The 26,468-nt window shown below is 47.4% G+C and carries 20 protein-coding genes; 2 read left to right on the top strand and 18 right to left on the bottom strand.

Features of this window, described 5'->3' with window-relative positions; translation table 11 throughout:
* Positions 1 to 157: 157 nt before the first annotated feature.
* A complete protein-coding gene (gene metE, locus MHB85_RS14475; RefSeq protein ID WP_149846643.1) occupies positions 158 to 2,452 on the top strand; it encodes a 5-methyltetrahydropteroyltriglutamate--homocysteine S-methyltransferase in 2,295 nt (764 codons plus the stop codon).
* 173 nt (positions 2,453 to 2,625) lie between these two features.
* Here the strand turns inward: metE and MHB85_RS14470 are convergent, their stop codons facing one another.
* From MHB85_RS14470 to MHB85_RS14440, 7 genes are all read right to left on the bottom strand, one after another.
* Positions 2,626 to 3,177, bottom strand: a complete 552-nt coding sequence (locus MHB85_RS14470; RefSeq protein ID WP_341073146.1) for a TlpA family protein disulfide reductase — start codon at positions 3,175 to 3,177, stop codon at positions 2,626 to 2,628.
* Positions 3,178 to 3,179: 2 nt separating this feature from the next.
* Positions 3,180 to 3,893: an ABC transporter ATP-binding protein gene (locus MHB85_RS14465; protein ID WP_149846642.1), complete on the bottom strand. Its 714-nt coding sequence runs from the start codon at positions 3,891 to 3,893 to the stop codon at positions 3,180 to 3,182.
* On the bottom strand, positions 3,886 to 4,707 hold the full coding sequence (locus MHB85_RS14460) for an ABC transporter permease (protein WP_149846920.1): 822 nt from the start codon (positions 4,705 to 4,707) through the stop codon (positions 3,886 to 3,888). Before MHB85_RS14460 ends, MHB85_RS14465 begins: the two co-directional genes overlap by 8 nt.
* A 28-nt stretch (positions 4,708 to 4,735) precedes the next feature.
* Complete coding sequence (locus tag MHB85_RS14455) at positions 4,736 to 5,317, bottom strand: nitrous oxide reductase accessory protein NosL (protein WP_091016406.1); 582 nt, start codon at positions 5,315 to 5,317, stop codon at positions 4,736 to 4,738.
* Entirely contained in the window at positions 5,314 to 6,702 is a 1,389-nt protein-coding gene (locus tag MHB85_RS14450) for a right-handed parallel beta-helix repeat-containing protein (RefSeq protein WP_244660881.1), read from the bottom strand. The genes MHB85_RS14455 and MHB85_RS14450 overlap by 4 nt, the downstream gene beginning before the upstream one ends.
* Positions 6,703 to 7,020: 318 nt before the next feature.
* Positions 7,021 to 7,695: a bacillithiol biosynthesis deacetylase BshB2 gene (gene bshB2, locus MHB85_RS14445; protein ID WP_091016408.1), complete on the bottom strand. Its 675-nt coding sequence runs from the start codon at positions 7,693 to 7,695 to the stop codon at positions 7,021 to 7,023.
* 23 nt (positions 7,696 to 7,718) lie between these two features.
* The gene (locus MHB85_RS14440; RefSeq protein WP_091016410.1) at positions 7,719 to 8,063 is read right to left on the bottom strand and encodes a YojF family protein; all 345 of its coding nucleotides are present in this window, start codon (positions 8,061 to 8,063) and stop codon (positions 7,719 to 7,721) included.
* Between the two features lie 266 nt (positions 8,064 to 8,329).
* Between MHB85_RS14440 and MHB85_RS14435 the strand changes: the two genes are divergently transcribed.
* Positions 8,330 to 9,106 (top strand): DUF817 domain-containing protein, encoded by a 777-nt coding sequence (locus MHB85_RS14435; RefSeq protein WP_149846641.1) that lies wholly within the window; start codon positions 8,330 to 8,332, stop codon positions 9,104 to 9,106.
* Positions 9,107 to 9,269: 163 nt separating this feature from the next.
* Here the strand turns inward: MHB85_RS14435 and MHB85_RS14430 are convergent, their stop codons facing one another.
* The 11 genes from MHB85_RS14430 to murB form a co-directional block, all read right to left on the bottom strand.
* A complete protein-coding gene (locus tag MHB85_RS14430) occupies positions 9,270 to 11,810 on the bottom strand; it encodes a glycosyl hydrolase family 95 catalytic domain-containing protein (protein WP_341073145.1) in 2,541 nt (846 codons plus the stop codon).
* The gene (locus MHB85_RS14425) at positions 11,807 to 12,952 is read right to left on the bottom strand and encodes a glycoside hydrolase family 88/105 protein (protein WP_223199946.1); all 1,146 of its coding nucleotides are present in this window, start codon (positions 12,950 to 12,952) and stop codon (positions 11,807 to 11,809) included. The genes MHB85_RS14430 and MHB85_RS14425 overlap by 4 nt, the downstream gene beginning before the upstream one ends.
* 67 nt (positions 12,953 to 13,019) lie before the next feature.
* On the bottom strand, positions 13,020 to 15,077 hold the full coding sequence (locus tag MHB85_RS14420) for a glycoside hydrolase family 65 (protein WP_341073143.1): 2,058 nt from the start codon (positions 15,075 to 15,077) through the stop codon (positions 13,020 to 13,022).
* 43 nt (positions 15,078 to 15,120) lie between these two features.
* Positions 15,121 to 17,415: an AraC family transcriptional regulator gene (locus MHB85_RS14415; protein ID WP_341073142.1), complete on the bottom strand. Its 2,295-nt coding sequence runs from the start codon at positions 17,413 to 17,415 to the stop codon at positions 15,121 to 15,123.
* A gap of 87 nt (positions 17,416 to 17,502) precedes the next feature.
* Complete coding sequence (locus MHB85_RS14410; protein ID WP_341073140.1) at positions 17,503 to 19,734, bottom strand: glycoside hydrolase family 88/105 protein; 2,232 nt, start codon at positions 19,732 to 19,734, stop codon at positions 17,503 to 17,505.
* Between the two features lies 1 nt (position 19,735).
* Positions 19,736 to 21,064 (bottom strand): Gfo/Idh/MocA family protein, encoded by a 1,329-nt coding sequence (locus tag MHB85_RS14405; protein ID WP_341073139.1) that lies wholly within the window; start codon positions 21,062 to 21,064, stop codon positions 19,736 to 19,738.
* Positions 21,061 to 22,599: an extracellular solute-binding protein gene (locus tag MHB85_RS14400; RefSeq protein ID WP_341073138.1), complete on the bottom strand. Its 1,539-nt coding sequence runs from the start codon at positions 22,597 to 22,599 to the stop codon at positions 21,061 to 21,063. Before MHB85_RS14400 ends, MHB85_RS14405 begins: the two co-directional genes overlap by 4 nt.
* Before the next feature lie 23 nt (positions 22,600 to 22,622).
* On the bottom strand, positions 22,623 to 23,492 hold the full coding sequence (locus MHB85_RS14395) for a carbohydrate ABC transporter permease (protein ID WP_341074228.1): 870 nt from the start codon (positions 23,490 to 23,492) through the stop codon (positions 22,623 to 22,625).
* Between the two features lie 2 nt (positions 23,493 to 23,494).
* A complete protein-coding gene (locus MHB85_RS14390; protein WP_091016421.1) occupies positions 23,495 to 24,454 on the bottom strand; it encodes an ABC transporter permease in 960 nt (319 codons plus the stop codon).
* 267 nt (positions 24,455 to 24,721) lie between these two features.
* Positions 24,722 to 25,417 carry a hypothetical protein gene (locus MHB85_RS14385; RefSeq protein WP_341073137.1) on the bottom strand — a complete coding sequence of 232 codons (696 nt, stop codon included), beginning with the start codon at positions 25,415 to 25,417 and terminating at the stop codon, positions 24,722 to 24,724.
* Positions 25,418 to 25,564: 147 nt separating this feature from the next.
* A complete protein-coding gene (gene murB, locus MHB85_RS14380; protein ID WP_091016425.1) occupies positions 25,565 to 26,455 on the bottom strand; it encodes a UDP-N-acetylmuramate dehydrogenase in 891 nt (296 codons plus the stop codon).
* Between the last annotated feature and the right edge of the window lie 13 nt (positions 26,456 to 26,468).

Below are 26,468 nucleotides of genomic sequence, written 5' to 3'. Positions count from 1 at the left end.
TTTCAAACGTAATGACTTCTTCAAGTTCATACTTCATGCTGAACATACTTTCTGATATAGCCCCAGGCTATAACTAGGTATAATTTAATGGAATTACATTATAACTCCGGATCTGTGATAAATTTTGTGTAACATAAAAGCAGAGGGGTTTTAAACGATGACAAAGAGTAGTGTATTGGGATATCCGCGTATTGGTGCTGATCGGGAATGGAAGAAAGCGTTGGAAGCGTTCTGGGCAGGCAAGCTGGAAGAATCAGAATTTCACGCACGTTTGCAAGAGATCCGTATCGATCATTTGCGCAAGCAACAAGCGAAAGGCATCGACATCATTCCGGTGAATGACTTTAGCTATTATGATCATATCCTGGATACGGCTGTGATGTTTGGCATTATTCCTAAACGTTTTGCTTATGATGGTGGTTCCGTTCCGTTGTCCGTATATTATGGCATTGCCCGAGGAACAAAAGATGCCGCAGCAAGCGAAATGACAAAATGGTTCAACACCAACTATCACTACATAGTACCTGAACTGGACGGGGCTTCCCCAACTCTGACGGAGAACAAACCACTTCTCGCTTATCGTGAAGCAAAAGAAAAACTCGGCATTGAAGGCAAACCGGTAATCGTTGGACCGTTAACCTTCCTGAAGCTCTCCAAAGGCTATGATAAATCCGAGACAGACGCTTGGCTGGACCGCTTGCTGCCACTTTACACTCAATTGCTTCAAGAACTTGCAAGCGAAGGCGTTCAGTGGGTGCAGGTCGACGAGCCTATTCTGGTAACCAAATTAAACGATGAAGACGTACAGCGTCTGAATAAAATATATAAAGCATTTGCCGCAGCCGTTCCAGGCCTGAATATCATGCTGCAAACGTACTTTGAATCTGTCGAAAACTACAACGATATTGTTGCACTGCCAGTTCAAGGTGTAGGACTTGATTTTGTACACGGACTCTCTGGTAACACACAATCTATTCGGACTTCCGGTTTCCCAGCAGACAAAGTGCTCGGTGCAGGTATTATTGATGGACGTGGGATCTGGAAAGCTTCCCTTCAAGGAAAACTAAAATTGCTGAATGAACTGACTGAGTTCGTGACGCCTGAACGTATCATCGTGCAATCATCCTGCAGCCTGCTGCATGTGCCAGTAACGACAGAACGGGAGGCAAAACTTACAACCGAACTGAAGAATGCTCTGGCATTTGCAGATGAAAAGCTGGATGAGGTTGTTCTTTTGACTACAGCCTTATCTTCACCAAGTGCAGAGATTACCGCTAAAATTAACGAAGCAGAGCTTCCTCTTCTGGCGCTTCAGCAATCCGAAGATCGGAACCGTACCGCTGTACAGAAAGCCGTTTCTTCCATCAGTGTTCAACAGCCAGAGCGCTCCCGTCCTTTTGCAGAGCGTCATGAAGCCCAACAGGCCAAATGGCAATTACCACTCTTCCCGACAACAACGATTGGTAGTTTCCCGCAATCTGCTGAAGTCAGAAAAGCACGTCAATTATGGCGTAAGGGCGAGTTGAACAACGAACAGTATGCTGCCTTCATCCGGGAGCAGATTGATATCTGGATTAAGATTCAGGAAGAGATCGGAATTGACGTACTGGTGCATGGTGAGTTTGAGCGTACCGACATGGTTGAATTCTTTGGCGAGAAACTTGCCGGTTTTGCCTTTACACAGTTCGGCTGGGTACAATCGTATGGTTCACGTTGTGTGAAGCCACCTATTATCTTCGGCGATGTTGCATTTACGGGTGCAATGACGGTGGAAGAAACGAAATATGCCCAATCGCAGACTGAGCGTCCTGTCAAAGGCATGTTGACTGGCCCGATTACCATCATGAACTGGTCATTCGTACGCGAAGACATTGCTCGTGAGCAGATTGCCTATCAATTGGCGTATGCGTTGAGACAGGAAGTCGAGGCACTTGAACAGGCAGGTATTGGCATGATCCAGGTTGACGAGCCGGCTGTTCGTGAAGGGCTTCCGCTGAAAGAAAATGAACAAGCCGATTACCTGGCTTGGGCAGTCAAAGCGTTCCGTATCTCCACGTGCACGGTGCATGAAACGACTCAAATCCATACGCATATGTGCTATTGCGAATTCCATGACATGATTGATTCCATTGAAGCTATGGATGCGGATGTTATCTCCATTGAGACATCCCGTAGTCACGGTGAACTGATTCATAGCTTTGAAGAAAATACGTATGAGCTCGGTATCGGTCTTGGCGTATATGACATCCACAGCCCACGAGTTCCGAGTGTAGATGAAATGAGCAGCATGATTGAACGTGCCCTGCGTGTTCTTGATCCGAAGCTGTTCTGGATTAACCCGGACTGCGGATTGAAAACCCGTGGACAGGAAGAAACGGTTGCTTCCCTGCGTAACATGGTTGACGCAACCAGAATCGCTCGTAACAATCACGCTTCAGCTGCTGTATTGTAATCGGCTGCGAAGCAGCATAACTTCAAAATTAAAGCCGGACACCCCCTTGTTAAATGGGTGTTCGGCTTTTTATTGGTTACTTTTTGTAGGTGATTTTAACGTAAATTCATTTCACTTGTAACATGGTAATCTCTGGCGTCCCTTCCCCTTTTCTCACCATCCAACGCTTACACCTAAATACTCTCTTCCAACCATTGTTGCAATGGTATATCTTCTGTCAGTTCACCGAGCAGTATGTGACGGAACTCCCCATCCCTATCAATGACCATTGTTGCGGGCAAACCTGTAATACGATACATGCCTGATATGTTGCCTGTCACATCAATGATCACCGGAAAATCAAACGCCTGCTTATCCATAAACTCACGGATCGTTCCCTTCGATTCCCCCACGTTAACAAACAGGGTTTCCACGTCGTTCTGATAGTCTTGAGCGATCTGCTGAACGAGCGGCATCTCCCTTACACAGGGGGTGCACCATGAAGCCCAAAAGTTAATCATGACGGCTTTGCCCCGATAATCGGATAGCTTGATTTGTTCGCCTGCTGAATTAACCGCTGTGAACTCAGGGGCTTTTGCACCTGCTTGAATAGAGATGCCACGCCCAGATTCGGGTGTCGACACATTTTCGAAAATGGCCCATGTACCTGCTAACAATGCGATCACACCAATCATAATTGTAAATGTACGTCTGCTTTTAAAACTGTTCTTCTGCAATAAACTCACCTTCACTTTAAACCAAGACTTTGATGAAATGCTGCATGGAGCGAACCAAATTGATCACGAAAGTCGTGAGTGGAGCCCTCTCCAACATTACGTCCATGGTTCATGAATATCACCTGATCCGCAATGTCGTCCGCGATCTCCAACTGATGGGTTGAGAACACGACCATGTGACCATCCTGTTTGATTCCCTTGAGCAGCTGAGTTAATTCCTGCATCCAAAATGGGTCCAATCCATTTGTTGGCTCATCCATGATGAGCAGTGGAGGTTTCGACAGCACAGCCTGGGCGAATAACACACGTTGGCGCATGCCTTTGGAGAAGGTCGTAACCCGGTTTTTCTTTTGATCTTCCAAACCTACCATGGTCAGTACTTCCTGTACTCTCTCCTTGGGAACTTTCCTCAGAGAAGCCCAGAACAGAAGCATTTCCTCCGCACTCAGTCCTTGATTAAATTGATAATCGTCCGGCATATATCCAATCTGCTCTGAATAACGCTTGCGTTCCTTCAACCATCGCACATTGTTCACCGCAACCTCACCGGAGGTAGGCCGAAGAATTCCAGCGATCATACGCAGTACCGTGCTCTTTCCTGCGCCATTCCCTCCACAGAGGGCAAGGACTTGTCCAGAAGTCAAATGAAAGGAAATATCCTCAACAATGGGTTGCTTTTTAATGGATTTGCACAATCCTATCACTTCGAGCCCTACTTTATCCATGAGAACGCCCCCTCTCCCAGATCGCATATACCGCCAAGATAGAGAAGGTTATCCAGAACAGGCATATCCCGATGAAGATCCAACTGCCACTTGGTTGCTGCACCCACTCCACCCATCGATAATATTCTGGTCCAAGAATGGAGCCGCCTCCCAGTTTGATGACTACAAACAATCGCACCAGCTCTGCCGGATTGATGAGCGTTAGTATAATCAGTAGCGGTTTCACCCACAGATAAGGCATCAGTCCCAGCACAGAGAGCAATAAGGTCGGCCACCCAATAACAGCGAAAAACCATACGGTCACCGAGATCGTTAACGCCTGCCACCGATTGCGCGACAACGAACCGATAAATAGCGCCAGAGTTAGGAATAACAACACCAGTCCACAGGAAAATGCCAGAAAAAGAAGATATGTCATGGTATCCAATGGATTCCCGATTACTCCGCTAATGACCCCCATCAGGCCGTATCCAAACGCAACAATGGTGATTAAAACAATCGACAGCCCAAGATACTTGCCCACAATAAAAGACATCGTGCCGATGGGATACGTGGATAGGAGTTGCCAACTGCCGTCTTCCTTTTCGGATGTTAGTGAGAAGGAACCGAGGAATAGCGTCATTAATGGCAAAAGGTAGAGAATGAGATTCAACATGGAACCTGTGGTGCCCGAATATCCTTCAACCAGATTCTGCGAATTCAGCAGTAACAAGCTTAAGCTAAAGGTGCAAAAAAGGATCAGAAACGAATACGCCCAAGGATTGCGAAATCCCATTTTCACTTCTCGTCTTGCAATCTGTATCATATCTGACATCATTGATCACCATTTTCTATTGTCATACTTAGTGGCCTGACTCTTCTTCTATCTCACCTTCCTGATGCATCTCATTACCATCTCCTTCTTCACCATGTCCGTGCTCATCATGCCCATGTTCACCCATCATGTCCATATTCTCTGTGTTCTGTTTCCAGTCATGGGAGGCAAGATCCTCAGCGGTCATAATGGTTCCAACACCTTGCTCTGCAATGAAAGCTTCAGCCGAAGGTTTGTCCTTAAAGTTAAGAATTCCATATGCCATGGGCGTACGCAATGAAGCATCGTATACATACGTGGCTTTGCTGTATTCAATCCATTCCTTGTCATTGTAATCACGTACATAGTCCATGCCGATGTTATCTGTGCCATTTTCTGTTTTCCACTGGTTCATACACCCGATATCATCGAACTTGTAATTTTGGCCGTCTTTCGTAGTGAGCTGTGTTGCATATGCATCGTCCTTCACTTGCATTTTACAGATCGCACAGATATCCACGTCTTCATTAATCGGCAATGCCGCGTATTTAGTTCCGCAAGCGGTTAACAATACCATGCCAAACATAAGTACCATAACCATGGACCATCTTCTGTTCGAACTTTTGTTCATTTTCGTAATACCCCCATATAGATGATTATAAAAGTTGCCATACCCAACAGAACTAACCCGAACATCCACACCAACTTGGAACCTGCTGCCCTTTCCACTGACATGTGCAGATCAGATTCCGTATCCATGCTCATTCGTGGCGATTTGTCGGTAGTCCATTGTTCTCTGCCTTCTGTAAACAAGTCACTCAGAAAGACCATACCCGGTGATTGAAAAAAGAGCTGATACGCAGAATTTCGACTGACCAGTTGCTCATAAAAAGGATTGATGGCATAGGAAATTTCACTGATTCCATCCTGATTCAGATCGAGCCCCTGAAAGGAGTCCCAGTAATTCTCCATCAGGACATTATTCGGGCTATCCAGTGCCGAAGCTTCAATGACATTAGACACCATTCGGTTACGTGTAAACTCATTAGCTTCTGCCAGAACAAGCTGGATGCCAACAAAATTCCGAAGCAACGCATTGTCATGTATCTCATTTCCTGACGATTCTGCAATATTCATGCCGACACGATTACCTTCCACTACATTGTTGTGAACAGAGGATTGATGTACGTCATACAACAGAATCCCTTGGGAATGTACATTGGTACTTTGTTTGCGAAAAGAATTGCCCGATATAACCGTATTCTTGACGCCCATGATCATGGCACCTGTCATGTTCTCCTCTCCGGTATTGTCCATGACAGAAGAGCCGTCAATGTACATACAGTGGATGCCGTACCTTGTATGTAACAGCCTGTTATTTCGAACGGTAGACTTGCGACTGTTCTCCAGATAGATTCCATCCCTCATGCCGGTGATCTCATTGGCTTCAATGAAGCTATCATGGGAGTTGTACAGATCAATGCCATTGCCCTTCTGGCCACTGGAAGCCGAATCAGACCCGGCCCACGTAATGCTGTTCCGCTGAATCGTTGCCTGACTCGAATTCCGGATAATCATCCCATACCCCTGGGTCTGAATATGCAGATCCGTGATCTCACTGTTTTCTCCTTCAACCTGAATCGCTGCAGTCTGTTCATTCGTATCATGTTCAATTGTAAAACCGCTCAATTTCACCCCATCCGAGCGAATCATTATCGTAGAGGTGGCTTCCGCATTAACAACTATGACCGCAGGATCACCCTGAATGGTGATGTTTTTGTCAATCGTCACGGGTCCAGAATAACGACCTGATGTAAGCTCAATGACTTCTCCAGGTGCAGAACGGTCAATCATAGGCTGAAGGGGAATAAGCTCACGTTGTCCGGAGGAGGCCATGACTGAACCGTGCGGAAGGGATAGTAGGAGCATCATCATTCCGATTAGAACAATGAAACCCATAACCCGACTCTTTTTACAGCTGTCGAATGCACCCAATCCTGCCCAAGGATTACTCATGATTCAAACCGCGCAATTCCGGCTTCTTGTTACAGTTGCTTATTGCTGTGGCAATGTATTCAACGGGTCTTACATTAATCCAAAATATACGTTGGTTGTACACACCATCCCTCCATTCCACTTAAAATCAACTCTCCATGTTCCTCATCCATTGAAGCAATGTAATAAATGAAGCGTTATCACAATCCTGATCACAGTGTACTTAAAATGATATTTATTCCATATAGCTCAATTAGGCTATAGACACTATATTTTTGTGTCGATATTGTGATGTAAACAAAAAAAAGCCGCCAAATTGGCGACTTCTGCGTAATGGTGTTAGGCAAATGGGTAGGTCCAGAATGTTTCTCTGCCAAAACGGGCTTGGATCTCTTCTGAATTCAACTCTCGATCCCCGACAAGCTCGGCTGCCTGAAACTGTGAACGGTGGGCGCGGATCGACGCCATTTTTTGTTTCAAAAATCCGGATACATCAACGATTACATCCGCTTTACCAATGAATTGTTCCTGGTTGTGGGCAAATGCAACGCAATGAACCAATGGACGCTCTCCTACAGGAAGACGACTAATCGTCCGAATGACGGCTTCTCCCGTCGCATCATGATCGGGATGTACACTGAACCCCGGATAGAAGGTAATCACAAGGGATGGATTCAGTTCCTTGATCAGTGCCATGATGCTATCGTCGAGCAGTTGCGGGTCTTCGAATTCGATCATTTTATCGTGGAAACCAAGCATTCTTAAATCCTGAATTCCAATGGCTGCTGAAGCTTCAATCAGTTCTTGTTTGCGGATTTGAGGCAATGTGACGCGGTTAGCAAAAGGAGGAATCCCCATGTTGCGTCCCATCTCGCCCAGTGTTAGACAAGCATAGGTAACGTGAGAGCCACCTTCTATGTACTTGGCTAATGTTCCGGACACTGAGAAAGCTTCATCATCCGGATGTGGATACACCACCAAGATTCGTTCATGCTCATTGTGTATAGTATTCATGGTTATTCAATCCTCCGCTTTCATCAGAACATCTCTCGGCTTAATTGTAACGCCACAACTAGTTTACCTTGGGTATCGTGACCAGCCAAAATCAGTCTTTCTTGGTCCTGTTCGTCAATATGTGTAAGGCCCTCGGCGTAAATCCATCCCTGAGTGGTTTTCAGACCAACCCGGTATGGACCCGTACCTGAAATGGACCCCTGCGTATATCGTATGGCCGCATTAGTAATGAATGCCGATGCTGGGTGCTTCGAACTGTCATAGTGATGCGCATACGCTCCAGACGTGAGTTCGAGGTGTACGTATAAGTCCTGATCCACAAGTTCGTTGATCCGGAGCTGAATATCTTGAGGTTTAATCGGTTGCATAGCGGCCTCCTTGTCTAATGTAATTGTACGAATTTCATTTTAACATAACCAGAAGAGAATATACATGGAGTGACCCTATCGCCTCTTATAGAGCGTTCTCATGATGATTCCAGTTTGAAAACAAGAACAGATTTGCGCGTTTTTTTCTCTTTTTATTCATGGACCACATCTATATTATAAAGTGTAGGCAAAAACGCCCGTGATGAAGAACCTTAAATCTTAAGTGAATCTTGCTCCAACATGTTTGGAAAGGAGTTTAACTCAACTTGAAATCTCTAATACAACTACTTCATTTTGGCTATCATCAGGCCATGAGCTGCATATTTCCCGTAGCGATCTTTGGTACACTGGCCCTGTCCAGCGTAATTCCTATTCCTTTCCTTCATCGGTATGATGCCATTCTGCTTGTCTTACTTGCTGTGCAGTACCTGATGTATCGAAGCGGCTTGGAAACCCGGGATGAAATCAAGGTCATCTGTGTATTTCACATTATAGGCCTGGTGCTGGAGATTTATAAAGTATGGATGGGATCTTGGTCTTACCCTGAGCCAGCTTACACCAAAATCCTGGGTGTCCCTCTGTATAGCGGATTCATGTATGCAAGTGTAGCCAGTTTTATGTGTCAGGTGTGGCGAAGACTGCGAATGGACATGACCGGATGGCCTGGTTTTGCACCTTCCATGCTGCTGGGAGCAGCCATCTATATTAACTTTTTCACTCATCATTTTATGCCCGATTTTCGCTGGTGGCTGACGGCCCTTGTATTCGTTGTCTTCTGGAAAACCTGGATTATTTACCGGGTACGAGCAACGACCTATCGAATGCCCTTATCGCTTGCTTTTATCATTGTTGGTTTCTTCATTTGGACTGCTGAGAATATCGCTACCTTCTTCAATGGCTGGAAATATCCTGATCAGCATGATGCCTGGCAACTGGTTAGCTTCAGCAAAATTAGTTCGTGGTTCCTGCTGGTAATCATCAGCGTCATCATCGTTGCGCAACTTAAATATGTGAAGGCCAATCGAACCGCAGATGAATCATAACCTGACGAGCCATTACATCCCCTTATCACAAAAACAGCAGCACTTCTAGACTGGAAAATAAGTCTTTGAGTGCCGCTGTTTTGCTCTTCAGTCTGTTCAGTACTTTGAAAGTATTCGCAGCAACTGATAATTGCTACGTGAAAAGGCGCCTAATGTGGACTTTTTATTGCATATGTCCAGATGCTAACTGCTCCAGTACTAGTTCCCCACCAACTTCAATTTCAAGCTCATAGATGCCATTATCATCAAGTTCACATAAGCAGGCACTTTTGCTGTGCATCACGCATCCGTTCACCCATTCAGGAATATGAAGCTTCGTATTGATCCGCCGGTCCGCGACAAGTTCTGCCCGGAAGAAGCCCGAGTTCCGGTTCCATGTACAAGACACTCTACCTCCTGGTATGCACCAGTCACGAATGGAACCTTGTGTCCACCGTTTTGGCAATGCTGGCAGTAACTTGATCCATTGTTCTGACACATAGAGCAGCATTTCCTGTACTGCATTAACCCAGCCCATATTGGCATCCAGCTGAATCGGAGCAGCGGGCATCGACATACATACCCCCATATTACGCCAGTCATTATGCAAGGTATACCCATTACTCAGAACACAGGAGCGCGCAAGAATATCGAGACTTTCCAGCGCCCGCTCACCATTGCCAAGTCGAGCATATATGGACGACATATGTGTAAGGGACCAACCACTCTGAGCACCAAGCCTTCGCTGATCAACTGCTGTCTCGAACGCTTGGAACAGTTCTGGCTGTTCTTCACGGGTGATCTCCTGTCCTGGAAAAACAGGATACAGGTGTGAAAGATGACGATGATCACGTCGATCTTCAAACGCAGGATGCAGCCATTCTTTCACAGCTCCCTCCGCTTCAATTAGATAGTCGGGCATATGCTCCAGCATGGCTTCCCAGCACGGAATCTTAGTCGTATGCACTCCAGTTAGTCGACTGGCTGCAATGACATGCTGTAGCAGTTCTTTAATAATAGCAATGTCCATGGTGGCATTAATGGCTGTAGGCATAGGATGCGCCAGTGGCTGTCCATGCTTAGGCATAAAATTCTCAGGTGTATTCTCTGGCGAAACAGACGGATATATCTTGTATTTTCCGTCTTCACCCAGCACCAGAAAATCTTCATAGAACTGAAGGGCCTCCTTCATGAAGGGCAGGGCTTCCTCGAGCAGAAACTGCTTATCTCCAGTGAACTGATAATGTGCATAATAATGTCTGGCGATCCATCCTGCTGCTCCGGTCCAGTTCATAATTACCGGAACAATCTGGTTAGGCACACCGATACCCGGTGTTGTTCCAGCGGGAATGTAAATTCCTCGGCAGCCATATAACTTGCGAGCATTGTCGCGAAAGTCATCCATTAATCCGTTGTAATAGCGGAACAACGAACGATTCAGATGGGATAAACCACCTACGTCAGTGTGCCAATACATCATTTGCACATTCTCATTCGCCATATTGTGACCCCAGATCAAGCGATAATCACCACCCCACAAGCCGTATAATCCAAATGGCAATCCGCTATATTCAGAGGTTCCGCTGATAAATAGATATCGACCATAGGCCCACATCATGCGCACAAACCCTGTAGGTGCTTCACCTTCATAGGCTTCCAGAAGTAAGTCTTCATTACAGCGCCCGTCATCCGTTTTATCACCCAGATCAAGCTCAGCGGACCGAAACAACGGTTGATGCAGTGAGATATGCCGATCCAGCAACGTATTGTAGTCGCTCTCAAGCGATGCGAGTTCCTGCTTTAACCGTGTCCATTCCTGCGCTCGTCTGCCCGTAGCAAACATTTTAACAAGCACAAGCACTTTTCCAGAGATATGGAAATGAAGTTGCCTGCTAAGCATATCTTCGTTAGGTTCGCTTTCCTTTTGTTGATCATGACTCGCACCAGGTATTTCGTTCAATTGGATCAGTCGCAGCACCGCTCCGTAGTCCTGTCCATCGTCATTTTTCCCGCCATAGCACAGATAGTCTCCACTATCATCCCGATCAATTCTTATCGTTATAGACGACTTTAGTGCGTTGAACTCCTCATCTTCTCTCACCCTGTCGCCCTGCGGGAATTGCAGGCCTATCGTCCCCGACAGCGATGAATGCTCAGCCGCACCTGTTCCCTGCGCACTTGTTCCATCTTGCACTCTATGAGTCTCGATCTCATAGACAACACAATCGTCTGCACGTGAGACGAACAGACTTCTTGTATAGTTGTCACTTCCGTCCTGCCAGCGGACCTGAACTTCCCCTGTGTCCATATCCAGTTCCCGCCGATATTTGCGAAAAGCGTTATTACACTTCATTTCCACCGTCATTGTAGCCAGTGGGTATCGTGAAGACAACTCGGACGCGTAACCTTCTGCTTGCAGTGTACGGGTCAGATGCCAGCTTGCCTCCAAATATCGTTCCTCATCCATTAACTTACGGGTTTCTGATAAGATATGACTGACATCGGGCAGTTCATCTTTGCGCCCCCAATGCCATAATTCACTGTGCTGCAAGAGCACAGTTTCCGTCTGAATTCCGCCTTGCACTGAAGCACCAAGCTTACCGTTTCCGGAAGGAAGCGCTTCTCGCCACAACCCTTGCCACCAGGAAGAAGGATATTTTAGCAACAACTTGTTCCTGTCCGGCCGTATGCCTGTAGTGTCTGTGTGATCAGTGTGTTGGTTCACGCTTTTTCCGCCCTAAGTCTCTCCATCTCAATACTGGCTAGCAAGAATGGGGCTACGCCCATCTGCACATCGCTAACGACCTGTTCACTGATGTAATATTCATAAGAACCGTCCCGATACTTCTTCCCACCGAGTCCGGCACCATGACAGATGTGGTGCAGATGCACCCCTTTTTCATCTTCAGTGACTAACTGCTTCAATATTCCAGCATAGGCATGATCAACGACTTCACGGTCCAGTTCAGCCAGATAATGTAACCGAAGGCCTTTCGCGAGTGCATAGGTCAGCATACAGGAAGCAGAGGCTTCCAGATAATTGCCGGCTCTCCCGTTCTGATCCATCACTTGGTACCAGAGTCCACTATCATGATCCTGAGCATGAGCAATCGCGTATGCCATTCGTTCAAATATGCCCATAATCTGTCCGCGCTGTGGGTGATCCACGGGAAAGTGCTCCAGTGCATCTACTACGGCCATTGTATACCATCCCATGGCCCGGCCCCAAACATGAACGGATCGACCAGTATCTTGAGCGCACCAGCGTTGTTCCCTGCTCTCATCCCAGGCATGGTGGAGTAGGCCATTACGCGGATTACGGGTCTTTCGCTCGATCAACAAAATCTGACGTGCCACTTCATCGAAGCTCTCGGGATGATCGAAGGTGCTCGCATATTCCGCCAGAAAGGGGGAAGACATATAAATGCCATCCAGCCACATCTGAAACGGATATATTTTCTTATGCCAGAATCCACCTTCACTTGTCCGTGGCTGTCCTTTAAGCTGGTCAACCAGGTGCAAAATTGCCTTAGCATATTTGTCATTTCCGGAATTCTTCCACTGGTTGAACAGATTTTTGCCTTCATTTATCATATCCAGGTTGTAATCATTCAACTGGTAGGTCCGAATAGTGCCGTCATTCTCGATGAGGTCATCCATGTGACGCTGGACAAGTTCCGCGTAGCGGGATTCTTGATTCCATTCGGCGGCGCGTCCCAGTGCCATCAGCGTCATCCCGCCCACATAGCCCCATTTGCCTGCAATCTTGGGATGATTGCCATTCTGGCATTCGGAAAGCAAGGTATCTGCTATTTTGACAGACATTCTCCGTTCTTGTGTCACTGACTTTGTCGAAGTTCCAACCATATCGAAGTCCTCCTTCTGATGGATTATGCCATCTGTACCGTTCATTCGGGATTTAACGTTTTGATGATTACATCAAAGGATGAAGACCTTCCCACTTCACAGTCCAGCTACCATCCCGTGGAAATCCCGGATTCGCTTGTTCTCCTGCCCCTGTCCAGCCGGCGGCCATCATGGCGACAGCGGTTAGGAGACCACCGTTCCCGGGAAGATATGCCCACAACCCTGCTCTCTGATAGTTGTGTCCATTAGGCAAATACGTGTTCTTCGTGGCATCCATCATCAGAAAATCCACTGCAAGCTCTGGTTCATTCAATCTGGCCGCTGTCATCGCGCACATCGGAAAATCCCAACCCCAGGCGGATTCCCAGTCCCAGCATTCTTTGACCTTGAGCAACGTATTTCTCATGATCTCCGGATCGATTAATGAACCTGGCAATAGTCCAAGTGCTCCAACCATCGAGGGATGATCATGGTTTTTAACGGTGTAAGTGTCCGGACAATTCTCGTGTGCGAGATAAACTCCGTTCTCATGTCGAGGTTTAGCCATGTGCAAAGCCACTCTTCGCCAGTCTGGATTGGCTGGATGATTCAAACGCTCTGCCCAAAGGATGGCTATCTCCAAACCGAATTTCCAGTACTCCAGTTCATAGGGTGGATTCAAACTATCGGTCATGGCGTGATTCTCCTGCGCAGGAATAAGCGGCGGACCTAACACATACGCTTGCCTTTTCCCATCCCAGTGGGCATAGGACACCATAAAGTCAGCTGCTTCAAATACGATATCCCTATACCTTGTTAATATAGCTGGGTCAGGCCGGGACAGATAACACATCTCAGCTAGTGCCATGGGATGTGGTTGCTGCCAGATCAATCCCGGAGCTACTGGCGACGGAGTCTGATGCCCGTTATAACCCACCATTTTGGGCCATCGCGCACCGACATAACCTTGAGAGCGGGCCAGTTCGCGGGCTTCTGGCAGGATGGTCAGGTACCAGTCCAGACTCTTGCACAACAGATCTGTACGATTCCAGAGCGGAAAATGCGCTGCATGCCACCAATGCATCTCCAGATGCATTTTGCCGAACCAGCTGTTATACATATATCCGGTCTCCTGCGGCGGCAACGAACCACCGCTGTGCACCGCGCTCAGGAACTGGGATAGGACTACTCTGCGCTCCAGTTCGGCAGCACGCGGATCTGAACTGCCTTCAAAATCAATCACTCCGCCATCGTTCCAGAACTGATTCCAGTGGACCGAGCTTGATCGCAACACTGTATCTGCTGGCAAGGTTTCCGGCTTATGTGCAGCAAAAGATACACTGCACGACCAAATGTCCGAGTCTGGTACGGCCTTGGGAGATAGTGTGAATTCATGAGTTCCCGTCTGTTCCAGTTGGCCTGCATCCCAGATCCATTCCAATGCATACTCATCTTCATCCAGCACACGTTTCAACGATGCGGAAGTCGAAGTGACCGATGTCAGCACAGTAGAATGTCTGTCATTTTGCTTCCAGTCGGGGAATACTGATTTTGACCAGCTCCGGTGTGTCATATCGGGCGCTGGAAATAGAACAAAAAGTTGCAGACGCTGCTTACGGATTAATTCGGATTGTACACAAATGGCGATACAATCGAGCCGTGGGTCACAGGCTGTCTCTACACGCACTTCTTCCCCCTGCACGGTAAATTCACTGTGCAGAATTCCGGTCCATAGATTCAATTCCTGACGTACCGGAACGACATGGGTGACGTCCGTCTCCTGACCATCTTCTCCTAGCAAACGAAATGAAATGCGTCCAAGCTGAACTCGATGCGGGTTCTGCCTAAGCCAATGATAGGCTTCTTCCTTGTCTTCGGGCTTCATGGGGTATGGCACTTTGCGGCCATATGTCTCAAATGCCTGATAGACAATATCCTCATCTCCGAATACATGATGACCGCCCGTATAATGCCAACCCCAGTTGGATTGTGTACCAAGAGGTAGTTCATACAGTTCTGGATACGTCTGAAGTCCCGTAAAATCAGCACTGAATGCAAATTCTCCATTACCTACAGATAAAGGTGATCTGGGCTCAAGCTGCGTTAATACGGGATGATTCCTGGTGACGACCGATTGTCGATCCATCAATGGCTCTGCCTCCTTGTCATTCTTTGGGTCCAAGTATGGGTCATGATTCCCGTAGTACACCCCTGCGGCTTCGCATTACCTCCCTATACTTGCCCGGCGTAATGTCTTTGTATTTTCGATACACACGAATAAAGCTGTTCTCATGCTGATAACCCACCATCGTTGCGATCTCGGAAATTCTATAATCCGTATCCAGCAATAGTTCACAGGCACGTTCCATGCGAAGCTTGGTGAAATATCCGTGGATGGTATCACCCATTTCCTGCTTGAACAACTGACTTGCCAAACTGCTTCCGATCCCGGCATGCTCGGCAATCTCCTGAATGCTTACCGGGTCTTCCAGGTGGTTGTTCATAAATGCAATCATCTGTTGACACAGTATGAAATCCTTGCTGAGCATAAGACTACCGAACCATTCTGCCAAACCTTCGATCTGGCTTCGCAGCACTTCACAGACAGACTCTAGATGCATGGTCTGCATATCCACCATTTCGAGTCCGAAACCTTCTGTCTCGCGCTTCAGGCGAATTCGTTCAAGTGTAGCTGCAACAGCTTCAAGAAAGGCCAGCGCTGATGAAGGATGCCATTGCTCGTGGGTCATTCGACCAACTATCTTGTCAAAAGTCCTCAGGGCTTCTTCACCCCTGCCTGCTTCGACGGTCTCCGTCAGTTGAGTCATGAATTCAAGTTCTTCCAATGTGTTCTCGGTTGGTTGCAGACCCGAGATCTCTTCAAACGAAATAACTCGTTCATACCCCAGGTAGAATCTGTAATCCAGCGCACTTTCCGCCTCATGCATGGCTCGCTGAAGTCGCATGAATCCGTCGTGCCCCCCGCTTACACCGCTCGACACCTGAAACTTGAGCAAGCGAGGAATCATGCCAATCGTCTCTCGTATTGCTGTCGCTACGCTCTTGCTACCGTCAGAATGAATCGGTTGCAGCATCACGAGCATCCGGTCTCTGCCCAGATCGGCTGATAACACCCGCCATTGTCCAGACAACAGTTCAGCTATGATATTACCAATGGCAAATTTCAGCAGGGAGTGATCTGACTTCGTAAAACGCTCACACCAGGCCTTATAATTATCAATCGACAACATGGCAATAGAGAGTGGCTCATCGCTCCAATCCTTGAAATAACGGCACCATTTCTCGCTAATTTCCCGACTTCCTGTCATATGTCCGTTATAGATATCCGTCAGAAATTTGGATGAAGCTTCCGGAAGGGTCTGCCTGAGATTGATGGCCTGCTGAGCATGATCCGTTAGCAATTGCCCCGTTATTTTCTCCAGATCAATCTGCTCCGGATGGATTCTCTCCTGGTCGTAACCGCTGAGCAATTGTCTCATGCGTCTTACCGGTCTAAAAGCAGCTGCATTGTAAACTGTGATCGTAACCGCTCCTGCTACAAGAGCCAACAAAGATACGATAAAAACAATATTGCGGATCTTTTGTGCATTAGCCAGGAGACTGTCTTGTGATATCACGGACAGATAACGCCATCCGGTGTACGGTGAAATGGTCTGTGAAGCCAGTAAAAGCTTACCTTCATGTTTAAACTCACCAAGCTTTTCACCATCCAATTGAGTGAGTACATGACTGACCGCTTCCTCTCCGACGGCATAATTGCCGAGATCATATAAAGGCTGGTTGTTGGTGTCGAGGATGAACCGATGGCTGTCAAGGTCGGAGACGGATGAGAGCAGCATGTGCTCGAACATCTTCTCTGTCTTGAAATTAACTGCGATAATCCCTTTCAACTCGCCAGCGATCATTATTTTTCGGTAAAGTGTAATTTGCGGCATGGACACACCAGAAGATGTGGAAATCTCACGTTGCTTGACCAGCATGGGACGATCTTCAAGTTCATCGGCAACGCTAACCCAATCCGAATCCGGGAAATTAACTTTGCTGGAGCTGTAGCCTTGTGGGAAGGCAACAATGCTCTCCCGATTCATATCAAAAATGTAAGCGCTCTTAATAAAAGACGTACTACTGATTAAGGTTTCCAGAAATTGTACCAGTTCCGTAATATTGCGGTATGATCCCTGTACTTCATTGGTGAGAAATCGGTATACATTACTGTTCAGTGCAATTTTCACCGCAATCTGATCACTTTCCCGGATCACTTCATCAATATCATTCATGCTGATACGCAACATCTGGTGTTGCGGCTCACTTAATTCCTGCTGTAACACCGATTTGGAAGAATAATACGTCGTCATCCCCACCGCAATAATAATCATGAAGACAACAACAGTCAGAATCAGCAGCAGCCGGGTCTGGGTATTGGTGAAATTGAATTTTAGCCACTTTAAGAAGGAAAGGGTCACAATTATCCCACCTCATATGCAATATACCGATATTATACCGTTCCCATATGCCCAATACGACCCGGCCCAACAGCCTATTTTCTCCCTCTAAAAAGATGATTTCTCCAATTTCTCCGGTGTTCCGACCCTTTCCGCAGCGAAAACCCGCATGTTTGTCTGCCATTCTTGCATGGCAATAGTTTCAAGTCCAGCAAGAAGTACAATGCCGATCCCATGGGTATCATTCAGATTCCAACCCAGTTCATGCTTGTAATAGTGATTCGTGAAGGAGTAGCTGGAGCCACGACATACGCCGTATACATTGCCCCTTTTATCAATTGTGCGCTCCGATAGCCCCTTCCACCCTTGATACGCCGCTTGTGCATAGGGTTTTGGATCTAAAAGCCAACCCTTTCGCACCCCTCGGGCATACGCATAGATGAACATGGAGGTACAGGAGGTTTCCTCATACGACTCCGGGTCCGTTAATACCTGATGCCACAGTCCGTTTCTGCCCTGCAATGCCAAGTACCCTTCACACAATTCCCTGTAGAACTGAATGAGAACTGTATAGGATGGATGGTCATGAGGAAGGGCCGTCAGCAACTCCGACAAAGAGAACAGTACCCAGCCGTTGCCTCGGCCCCAAGGGGTCCCTGTTGGCTCACCTCGCTTCACATCGAATACATGGGACATGATTTGACGCTCTGGAATATACAGATACTTTTTATACAAAAGAACCTGTCTTGCCGCTTCATCCAGCAGCTTATCGTCACCCGACCATTCGGCGTATCTACACAGGAACGGGATGCTCATATACAGATCATCACACCACATCGTGTTATCCATTGATCTGGAGACACCAATCTTGCGGTATAAAGTGCCATCTTCCAGACGGGGCTGTTGATGCAAAATATAGTCAGCGATATGAGCTGCCGCCTCTGAAACGCCGTCCAACTTGCGTTCCCGATCGGCAAGCAACATGGTGGCGCCGAAAGATCCACAGTCGTCCAGGCTGTCGATATGGGAGAGCTGATTATTCAGCCCAGCTGCACCATAACGTTCTCTGTCCCATAAGGAGTAGCTGAAACGTGAAGAGGCAAATTCAATGTGACTCAGCACGTAATCTCGAATATCCGATCGTTGACCCGCTTTGCCAAGCTGAAGCAATCCGTATAACGTGACGCCCAGGGGATAGTTCCATCGGCCGAACCATTCATTTTCCAGAAATGGACGTACCTCTCCGTCTGGCAGCTCTGTTCGCCAGTATACCTCTTCACCTGTTCCGCTACGAGCAGTCCGCTTCATCTTCTGGCAGGAAGCCAGATCAATCTCCTGTTCCGCTTGAAAAGGACCCAGGTACAGCCACTTGCCTCTGTGCCCCTTCACATCCAGTGCGGGTGTCAACATCTCATCTGTAGTTGCATCCATACGGAATCCCCAATCCCGGTCTCCACCTACACAGTTCGCTGTCAGATCTTGCACGCCAGCTGACAATGGCAGTTCGAAGCGAAAGCGTCCGGCATGCTCTTGATGGAATACCACCTTGCCCTCCACCGAGAATTCAATCGGGCTGTAGGCCTCACCAGAGATTAGCACAGTCTCCTTGCCACATTTCGTACCACCTATCTTCGTCCATGCATACGCAGACATGCCGCTGGTCAGTCCATACATCCGTGCCAACTGTCCATAAGGCGATGCCTTCTCGGGGTCTTCCTCCCGAGGCAACCAGTTAACGCCAGTGGCCTTCTCTCGCATGGGGCCAGAAGGAATTTCCGACAACGGAAAATCCAAAGGCTCGCTGTAGAGCCAGCCTTCTTCCCCATCTCGTTCGAGCGAAGGCACAATGAAGTGAAGTGGTTTGTTCTTCCGGGAGCCAGTGCCAAATTGGCCACCTCCCCCCTTTTCCCCTGATTTGAATTCAAGAACGAAATGATTCCAGCCTCTGACCAGTTCACATTTCAGTTTCAGAACAGGAATCGCTGGATATTCCTCTTCAGGTGCAGAACCATAGATCAACACGCCATTATGATATAGCCTAACAGGTCCGAAGCAGGTGATATGAAAAATAAATTCCTGATCACTGTCACTCCACAGTTTGGCCCATGCATAGACCTGTTGTCCTCTCTGCATGTCGGGGAATAGATCCTCCAATGGAAAATCATAGCGGTGATCATCGGACTTGCGCACAAGTCCTGATCTACTTACCCTGTAGACCGGGGGATGCGGAGGATTGGCTCCAATATACCTTCCCGCAATGCTCATCAGGGCGTGTATAACGTCTTCACCACTGTGATAAGCCATGCTCTCCTCCGGTTCAAAATACACAGGTCTGCTCATGTCACTTCTCCCTCCCTTTGTGTGTGGGCACTCTGCTGTTCCAACCACCCAGCACTTCGTCTATGGAAATCGGCCGATGCTCTTCCACAGATCGCCACACTGCTTCTCCAGCGGCAACGGAATAAGCGCCGTCTTCAGCGCCAGACAAAATTCGGTAAGGGCGTCTCTTATCTTCGCCGAGGAAAATATCCTCCAGCAGCAGTGGATCTCCTCCTCCATGTCCGCCTTCACGATGAACAACATGGATCGTTTCTTTTGAACCAAAGAGCGGAAAGTAATCGATCGTCTGGACGGGTGTGGGAAAAGGCGTCCGTGCCGGCATATGATACTCCAATGTTTCTAGCCTGCCCTTCGTGCCATTTATCGCCAAACGGTACCCTTCGTAAGGAAGTGAGAAATTGACCGAATAACTCATCAGCGCGCCGCCACTATATTTCACTGTTGCGGCATACGTGTCTTCAATCTCAATGGTGGAATCGAAGATACACTGGTCGGGGCGGTATGAAGTGTATGGAAACTCCTGCTGGCTTGAGTTACCGAGCTGGTTCAGATGGTCATCCGGTACCCGGATCTGACGACTGCGGGACGTCCAGCGGGAATAATAGGCGCAATCTTCTGAGACATGGCATGTACGGCAATGTCTTCCGTCCTCCTGTGCCGGATTCCATTCACCTTCAGCCCCGTAATAGTTCAGTGCTCCATAGGCAAAAACTTCAACTGGCTTTTGATTGATCCACCACTGGACCAGATCAAAGTGGTGGGTACTTTTATGGACAGACAGACCGCCCGAGAATGCCCGTTCACGGTTCCACCGTTTAAAATAACTGGAGCCGTGATGGGTATCGATATACCAGTTAAGGTCGATGGAAGTGACGCGACCGAGTTTCCCCTCCTGAATCAATTCCTTGATGCGCATGTGGATCGGCATATACCGATAATTGAACGTTACGATGACGTTGCCATTACTTCTTGCTTCTGCTTCCAGAATGCGTCTGGCATCAGCTCCAGTAGTCGTCATCGGCTTTTCGGTGATAACATCGAGATCCCGCTCCAACGCGGCAACAATATAGTGGGCATGAGTATCGTCCCTGCCAGCCACGATGATACAGTCAGGCCGCGTCTCATCGACCATAACCTCGAAATTCGAAGCTCCATATACTGCTACTTCTGTGTGCTCAGGAAAATGGGCGCGATAGACTTCAAATCGTGCAGGATCGGTATCCAGCAAAGCGACAACCTCTGAATTATGAGAGAACAGCTCATGAATTGGTTTTGCAAATTGTCCCAATGCTCTGCCGCTGACCCCGCATAGGGCATATCTCTTTTTCATTTTCTCACCTTCTCATACCATTCCTGTACACGCTGGGTGACCACTTCGCCCCCGGAAGCATTCCATTTCTTCACATATTCATCATAAGCCTCGATCGGCAGCTCGCCGATGACAATCTTGGTCAATACCTCTTGAAACAACTTGTGAGACTGGATATCAGGAAAACCTTCATACACAGAGGCTGGCAGACCGTCACCGGCAATTTGCCGCGCATCGGCAGTGCTGACTTTGAACATGTCTTTGACCATTTGCTGCTGATCTTCCGGATATGTCTCTTCAATCCGCTTGTTCATGTCTTCTGCTGTGGTCAGATTCTTCATACCCAAGGCAAGCGGTTTGTTGTCAGCAGGTGGAAGAATGATTTTGCGTCCATCCTTGACTTCATGCTGCTCACCCTCAAGACCGAAGCGACCAAACTCATCATTTTCAGGATTATAGAAGAAGTCCAGCAGCTTCAGCGCATTTGGCGCATTATCCTGTTTGGTGGCTGGGATCATCCATTCCGGTTCACCCATGCTTTTCTGGGTGACAAAAGCTTCAAACCCTTCGGCTTTGGGCAACGGCATTGCTGCAATGTAGGCATCTGGAGCCTGGGTCAGCATCGCATTGTACCGATCTCGCACATTTGCAGGCAAATGGTACCAGCTGCCTACGAGGTTATTATTGATTTTGGCCTGCCACACTTCCCCTTTGTTCAGGAAGGTTTCATTGTCCAGCAGTTTTTCCACATATAACATGCGAATGAACTTGATTGCTTCCCGCATATTGTCGGTAGTCCCTGCGTACTGGATTTTTCCATCGTATTCATCCCATTCGGGATACCCTTCCCACATCGCTACCCCGTACATCGCAAACAAATGGTCCATCCATCTGCCGAATTCCCTTCCGCTTGTTGGCAGTTCATCCGGTTTGCCGTTGCCATTCGGGTCCTTGTCACGGAAAGCTGTGAGCAGCTCGACATAATCATCAGTGGTCTTTGGCATCTCCATGTCCACCTTATCCACCCAATCCTGACGAATTAACGGTGCACGTTCAGGCACAAGGAATACCTTGGGCACATAATAGATTTTGCCATCAGGGGAAGCAGAGCGAACGATATCCCAAGCTTCCTGAGGAATACTCTCCCACACATGGGGTGCATATTCAGGCAGGAGTTCATCCAGTGGTAACGCGCCTCCCTGCTGAATCAGTGTCTGCTCAATGCCTCCAATCGGACGCAGGATATCTGGCAGTTCATCGGAGGCAATCATCAGGTTCAAGTATTCGGATGGCTCCGAACCGGGAGGCGTTGTAATGAGCTCATACTGGACTCCCGTCTGTTCAGCAATGTATTTCACATGTGGATTATCCGCAGTTGGCAAGCTGCCAACGCCCATATGGCTTTTGAATACTTTGACTTTTACAGCCCCACCACTGCCTTCGCCGTTACCAACGTCATTTCCGGAATTTGTAGTCGCTGATCCACAACCAGCGACCAACAGCATGGCTATACTGAGCATTAGCGGCATCATCTTGCGGGTCAGTTGTTTTCTCATGAAATCATCCCCCTGAACATGGTTTATTCTTTCAGTGATCCGAGCAATGAACCTTTCACAAAATACTTCTGTAGATAAGGATACACCAAAATAATGGGAACGCTTGCAAAAAGTATCGTCGCTGCCTTTAACGTGGTTGTATTGAAGTTGTAATCCCCAAGAAACATATTTACCTGGGCCAGTTCCTCCGGGCTGGTTAAATACGCTCGCAGCTTCATCTGCAGAGGCCATAGCCCTGGATCACGTAGAAACAGTACCGCCCGCTGGAACGTGTTCCAGTATCCCACCGCATAGAACAGACTGACCGTAGCCAGAACCGGCTTGGATAGCGGCAAATAAATCTGAAACAGAATCCGGAAGTCATGGCAACCGTCGATTCGGGCCGTGTCATCAAGTTCTTTGGGCAAGCTCATGAAAAAGGTACGCAGAATGACCATATTAAATGTGCCAATTACACCAGAAATAATCAGGGACCAGATGGAATTCATCATGCCCAGCTCCCTTACCGTCAGAAAAAATGGAATCATCGGGGCATTAAAAATCATCGTAATTACAATGCCCAGCATCACTTGTTTGCGAATCATGAATTCTCTGCGCGATAACGGAAAAGCGGTCAACACTGAAAATAACATACTAAGCGCAGTACCCACTACCGTAATGAATACGGTTACACCGAACGATTGCCATAAGCCCGAGCTTTGTAGAATGTGTTTCCATGACGCGAAAGTAAAGCCAACGGGCCACAGAAATACTTCTTTGGAGTCTGCCGCAACCGGCGAACTCAGGGAAACCGCAAGCAGATGTAGCAACGGAAGGAGCATCGTAAAGGCCGCAAGTGTCAGGAAAATGTAGTTGGCGGTTTGGAACAGCTTTTCTCCAATCGTCTGCTTGATCATTACCACAACCCCTCTCCTGATTTTCTCGCTAGCCGATTGAAGACCCAGAGCAGAATGAAGCCAATCACCGACTGAAATAGACCAATCGCTGTTGTTACGCTATATTGCCCTTGCAGGACACCAGAGCGGTATACGTACGTTTCAATGATATCCCCTACCGAGTAGGTCATCGGTGTCAGCAGGTTATAGATCTGATCAAAGCCAAGTTCCAGGAAATTGCCGATATTCAGCAGGAACAGGGTTAAGATCGTCGGGAACAACGCAGGCAATGTAATGTAGATCGTTTGCTTCCAGCGGTTCGCTCCGTCCATCACTGCCGCTTCATATTGGGTGGGGTCAATACCACTTACCGCAGCGAGGTATATAATCGTTCCCCAACCTACCTCTTTCCAGATAGAGGACAGCACAACAATAGGTCGGAAATATTGCTCCTGCTGCATATACAGGATCGGCTCGAACCCGAACCATCCACGGACAGCGTTTACAAAACCACCCGAGGCTAGCACCTCAAACACGATCCCCCCGACAACAACCCAGGAGAGAAAATGAGGCAGATAAAACAAACTCTGCAAAAAGCGTTTGGCAAGCATTTTTCTCACTTCGTTGAACAATAGCGCTAGCAGGATCGGAGCAGGAAATCCGATCACCAGTTTGTATAAGGCAATCAGAGCTGTGTTCCGAAGCACATGATAGAAGTCCTGATACGTAAAAATAAACTTGAAGTTATCCAGGCCAACCCATGGACTGCTCCATATGCCTTTCATAATCTGAAAGTTCTGAAATGCAATCACGCTTCCGCCAAGTGGAATGTACTTGAAAATAATATAGAACAAAATGCCGGGCAGGATCATGACATACAACATCCAGTGTTTTCGAATGTTACGCAGATAACTTGGTTTGACGGGTTTGTTGACTGTAACCCCGGGTTGCAACGTTGATGTTTCCGACAGCTCAGCCATACGATCGCAGGCCCCCTTTGACAGAATGATGGTGAATGACGAGCAGGCTCCTCTGTTCACATGTTAAGCGAGAGCGGGGTCAGCAACAATCGTTCAATCAGCCATAGCATGAGCCAATCGCTTGCGTGACGCGGGTTTGCAGGATCGGTTCATTCACTGGCGGAATGGTTGGTACTACATTGGCAATAAAAAAAGCCGCCATAAGGCGACCTCTTAAGAATCAATGTTTGTTGTCCTTTACCATATGTATCTAGATAGTCCACGAGATCATTTTCGGAGAGTTAACGACCCGCTGTCATTGGCATCTTTAATTTGTTCATGGGTAATGAGTTTCCCTTCTTCGTTAAATCCCTTCATTACATATGGGATAGCGGCTGACGGAGGAAGGAAAACATACCAGATTAGACGTCCCGAACTCACCTCAACCAGTTTCGCTTCGGTCTCAATCACTTTTCCATCGTCCTTGGTCTCTACATATAAACGTTTAATGGATGAATCTTTAATATTACCAAACAACATGGGAAACGGTGCCGAAACTTTATCCAACTTCGGTATACTCATATAATCCAAAGCAAACTTGGTGTGTTGACCCTCACTTATGGAATAACCTCCACCCCATACCCATTTCCATCCAAACATGTTCTTGCGGGTATACTCCATTTGAAGATTACTGTTGTTTTCCCGCCCCTTTTTTTGTGTGAACAAAATCATGCCTCCGTCTACAGCCTCCTGATGAATAAATTGGGAGGTATAAAACTCACCTCTAAATTCCTGAACTGCCCTCTCAGGACTGTTCGCTATAGGAATCTGTATAGGTTCACTTAATCCCCAAACTTTAGATATCCGTTGATCCGCTAGGCCGCCTGCACGTTCATTCATATACATATATGTCAGGACTGACAAGGGCGACAGTAAAACTACCATAGCCGCGATTAGCAGAATTCTCCTGTTACGTTTGAACATCTCCAATTGCACTCCTTATAATCACGATGAAATATTAAATACAATCACTCTGATATTACCATAATTAGCATGTGGATACTTGTTTCAGTACCATTCCCACAAGCAAAAAAGGCCGCCAAGGGCGACCTCCTAATGATTCCAATGAAGTTACTCTCCCAGAAAGATGACTTCGGTTTCCAATTCAACTTGGAACGTATCATATACTTTCTTCTGAATAAATTGGATCAGATCCATATAATCCTGGGCAGTAGCGTGATCCACATTTACGATAAAACCTGCATGCTTCATGGAGATTTCTGCACCTCCGATGCGAGTGCCCTGCAAGTTACAATCCTGAATCAGTTTACCGGCAAAATGTCCTTCGGGTCGTTTAAATACACTTCCACAAGAGGGGAATTCCAGCGGCTGCTTGGATTCTCTCAGGAACGTTAATTCCTTCATTTTGCTTGCAATATCTTCCTTGTTTCCTTTTTTGAGCCCGAATTCGGCCTCCAGTATGATATAGTGATCCATCTTGAAGAGACTATTTCGATATCCAAACTTCATCTCTTCTCGCGGGATCTCCAACACTGCACCGTCTTTGGTGATCACAGTTGCACGTTCAACAACATCGGCGATCTGACCGCCATAAGCACCCGCATTCATGTAAAGTGCGCCCCCCGTGCTGCCGGGAATACCGCAAGCAAACTCCAAACCAGTTAAGCTATGCTCCAAAGCAAGTCTGGATACATCAATGATATCAACACCGCTTTGGGCAATCATGCTGTCCTCACTCACTTTAATTTGATCGAAATGACTAAGGGAAATGGTTACACCACGGATGCCTCCATCTTTAATGATGACGTTGGAGCCTTTGCCAATAACCGTCAGCGGTAATTGATGTATGTTGGCAATCTCTACGATTTTAGTGATTTCGTCTATCGTTGTTGGATGGATGAGGATATCTGCTTTACCACCAATTTTAATAAACGTGTGATTTTTTAGCGGTTCATTAAATTTCACTTTTTCCAAAGGTATGTGTTGCTCAAAAATATTCATGATTTTCTCTCCC

Origin of the sequence: Paenibacillus sp. FSL K6-4396 (assembly GCF_038002525.1) — a bacterium.
Lineage (GTDB): Bacteria > Bacillota > Bacilli > Paenibacillales > Paenibacillaceae > Paenibacillus > Paenibacillus amylolyticus_B.
This window is presented reverse-complemented; position numbering and strand designations above follow the sequence as displayed.

Bases quoted from the DNA above. Each gene is read 5' to 3' on its own strand.
- MHB85_RS14405 (WP_341073139.1), bottom strand. From the start codon at position 21,064: ATGAAAAAGAGATATGCCCTATGCGGGGTCAGCGGCAGAGCATTGGGA.
- metE (WP_149846643.1), top strand. From the start codon at position 158: ATGACAAAGAGTAGTGTATTGGGATATCCGCGTATTGGTGCTGATCGG.
- MHB85_RS14440 (WP_091016410.1), bottom strand. From the start codon at position 8,063: ATGCAACCGATTAAACCTCAAGATATTCAGCTCCGGATCAACGAACTT.
- bshB2 (WP_091016408.1), bottom strand. From the start codon at position 7,695: ATGAATACTATACACAATGAGCATGAACGAATCTTGGTGGTGTATCCA.
- MHB85_RS14390 (WP_091016421.1), bottom strand. From the start codon at position 24,454: ATGGCTGAGCTGTCGGAAACATCAACGTTGCAACCCGGGGTTACAGTC.
- MHB85_RS14465 (WP_149846642.1), bottom strand. From the start codon at position 3,893: ATGGATAAAGTAGGGCTCGAAGTGATAGGATTGTGCAAATCCATTAAA.
- MHB85_RS14425 (WP_223199946.1), bottom strand. From the start codon at position 12,952: ATGGTTGGAACTTCGACAAAGTCAGTGACACAAGAACGGAGAATGTCT.
- MHB85_RS14400 (WP_341073138.1), bottom strand. From the start codon at position 22,599: ATGAGAAAACAACTGACCCGCAAGATGATGCCGCTAATGCTCAGTATA.
- MHB85_RS14410 (WP_341073140.1), bottom strand. From the start codon at position 19,734: ATGAGCAGACCTGTGTATTTTGAACCGGAGGAGAGCATGGCTTATCAC.
- MHB85_RS14420 (WP_341073143.1), bottom strand. From the start codon at position 15,077: ATGGATCGACAATCGGTCGTCACCAGGAATCATCCCGTATTAACGCAG.
- MHB85_RS14460 (WP_149846920.1), bottom strand. From the start codon at position 4,707: ATGTCAGATATGATACAGATTGCAAGACGAGAAGTGAAAATGGGATTT.
- MHB85_RS14450 (WP_244660881.1), bottom strand. From the start codon at position 6,702: ATGAGTAATCCTTGGGCAGGATTGGGTGCATTCGACAGCTGTAAAAAG.
- murB (WP_091016425.1), bottom strand. From the start codon at position 26,455: ATGAATATTTTTGAGCAACACATACCTTTGGAAAAAGTGAAATTTAAT.
- MHB85_RS14385 (WP_341073137.1), bottom strand. From the start codon at position 25,417: ATGTTCAAACGTAACAGGAGAATTCTGCTAATCGCGGCTATGGTAGTT.
- MHB85_RS14455 (WP_091016406.1), bottom strand. From the start codon at position 5,317: ATGAACAAAAGTTCGAACAGAAGATGGTCCATGGTTATGGTACTTATG.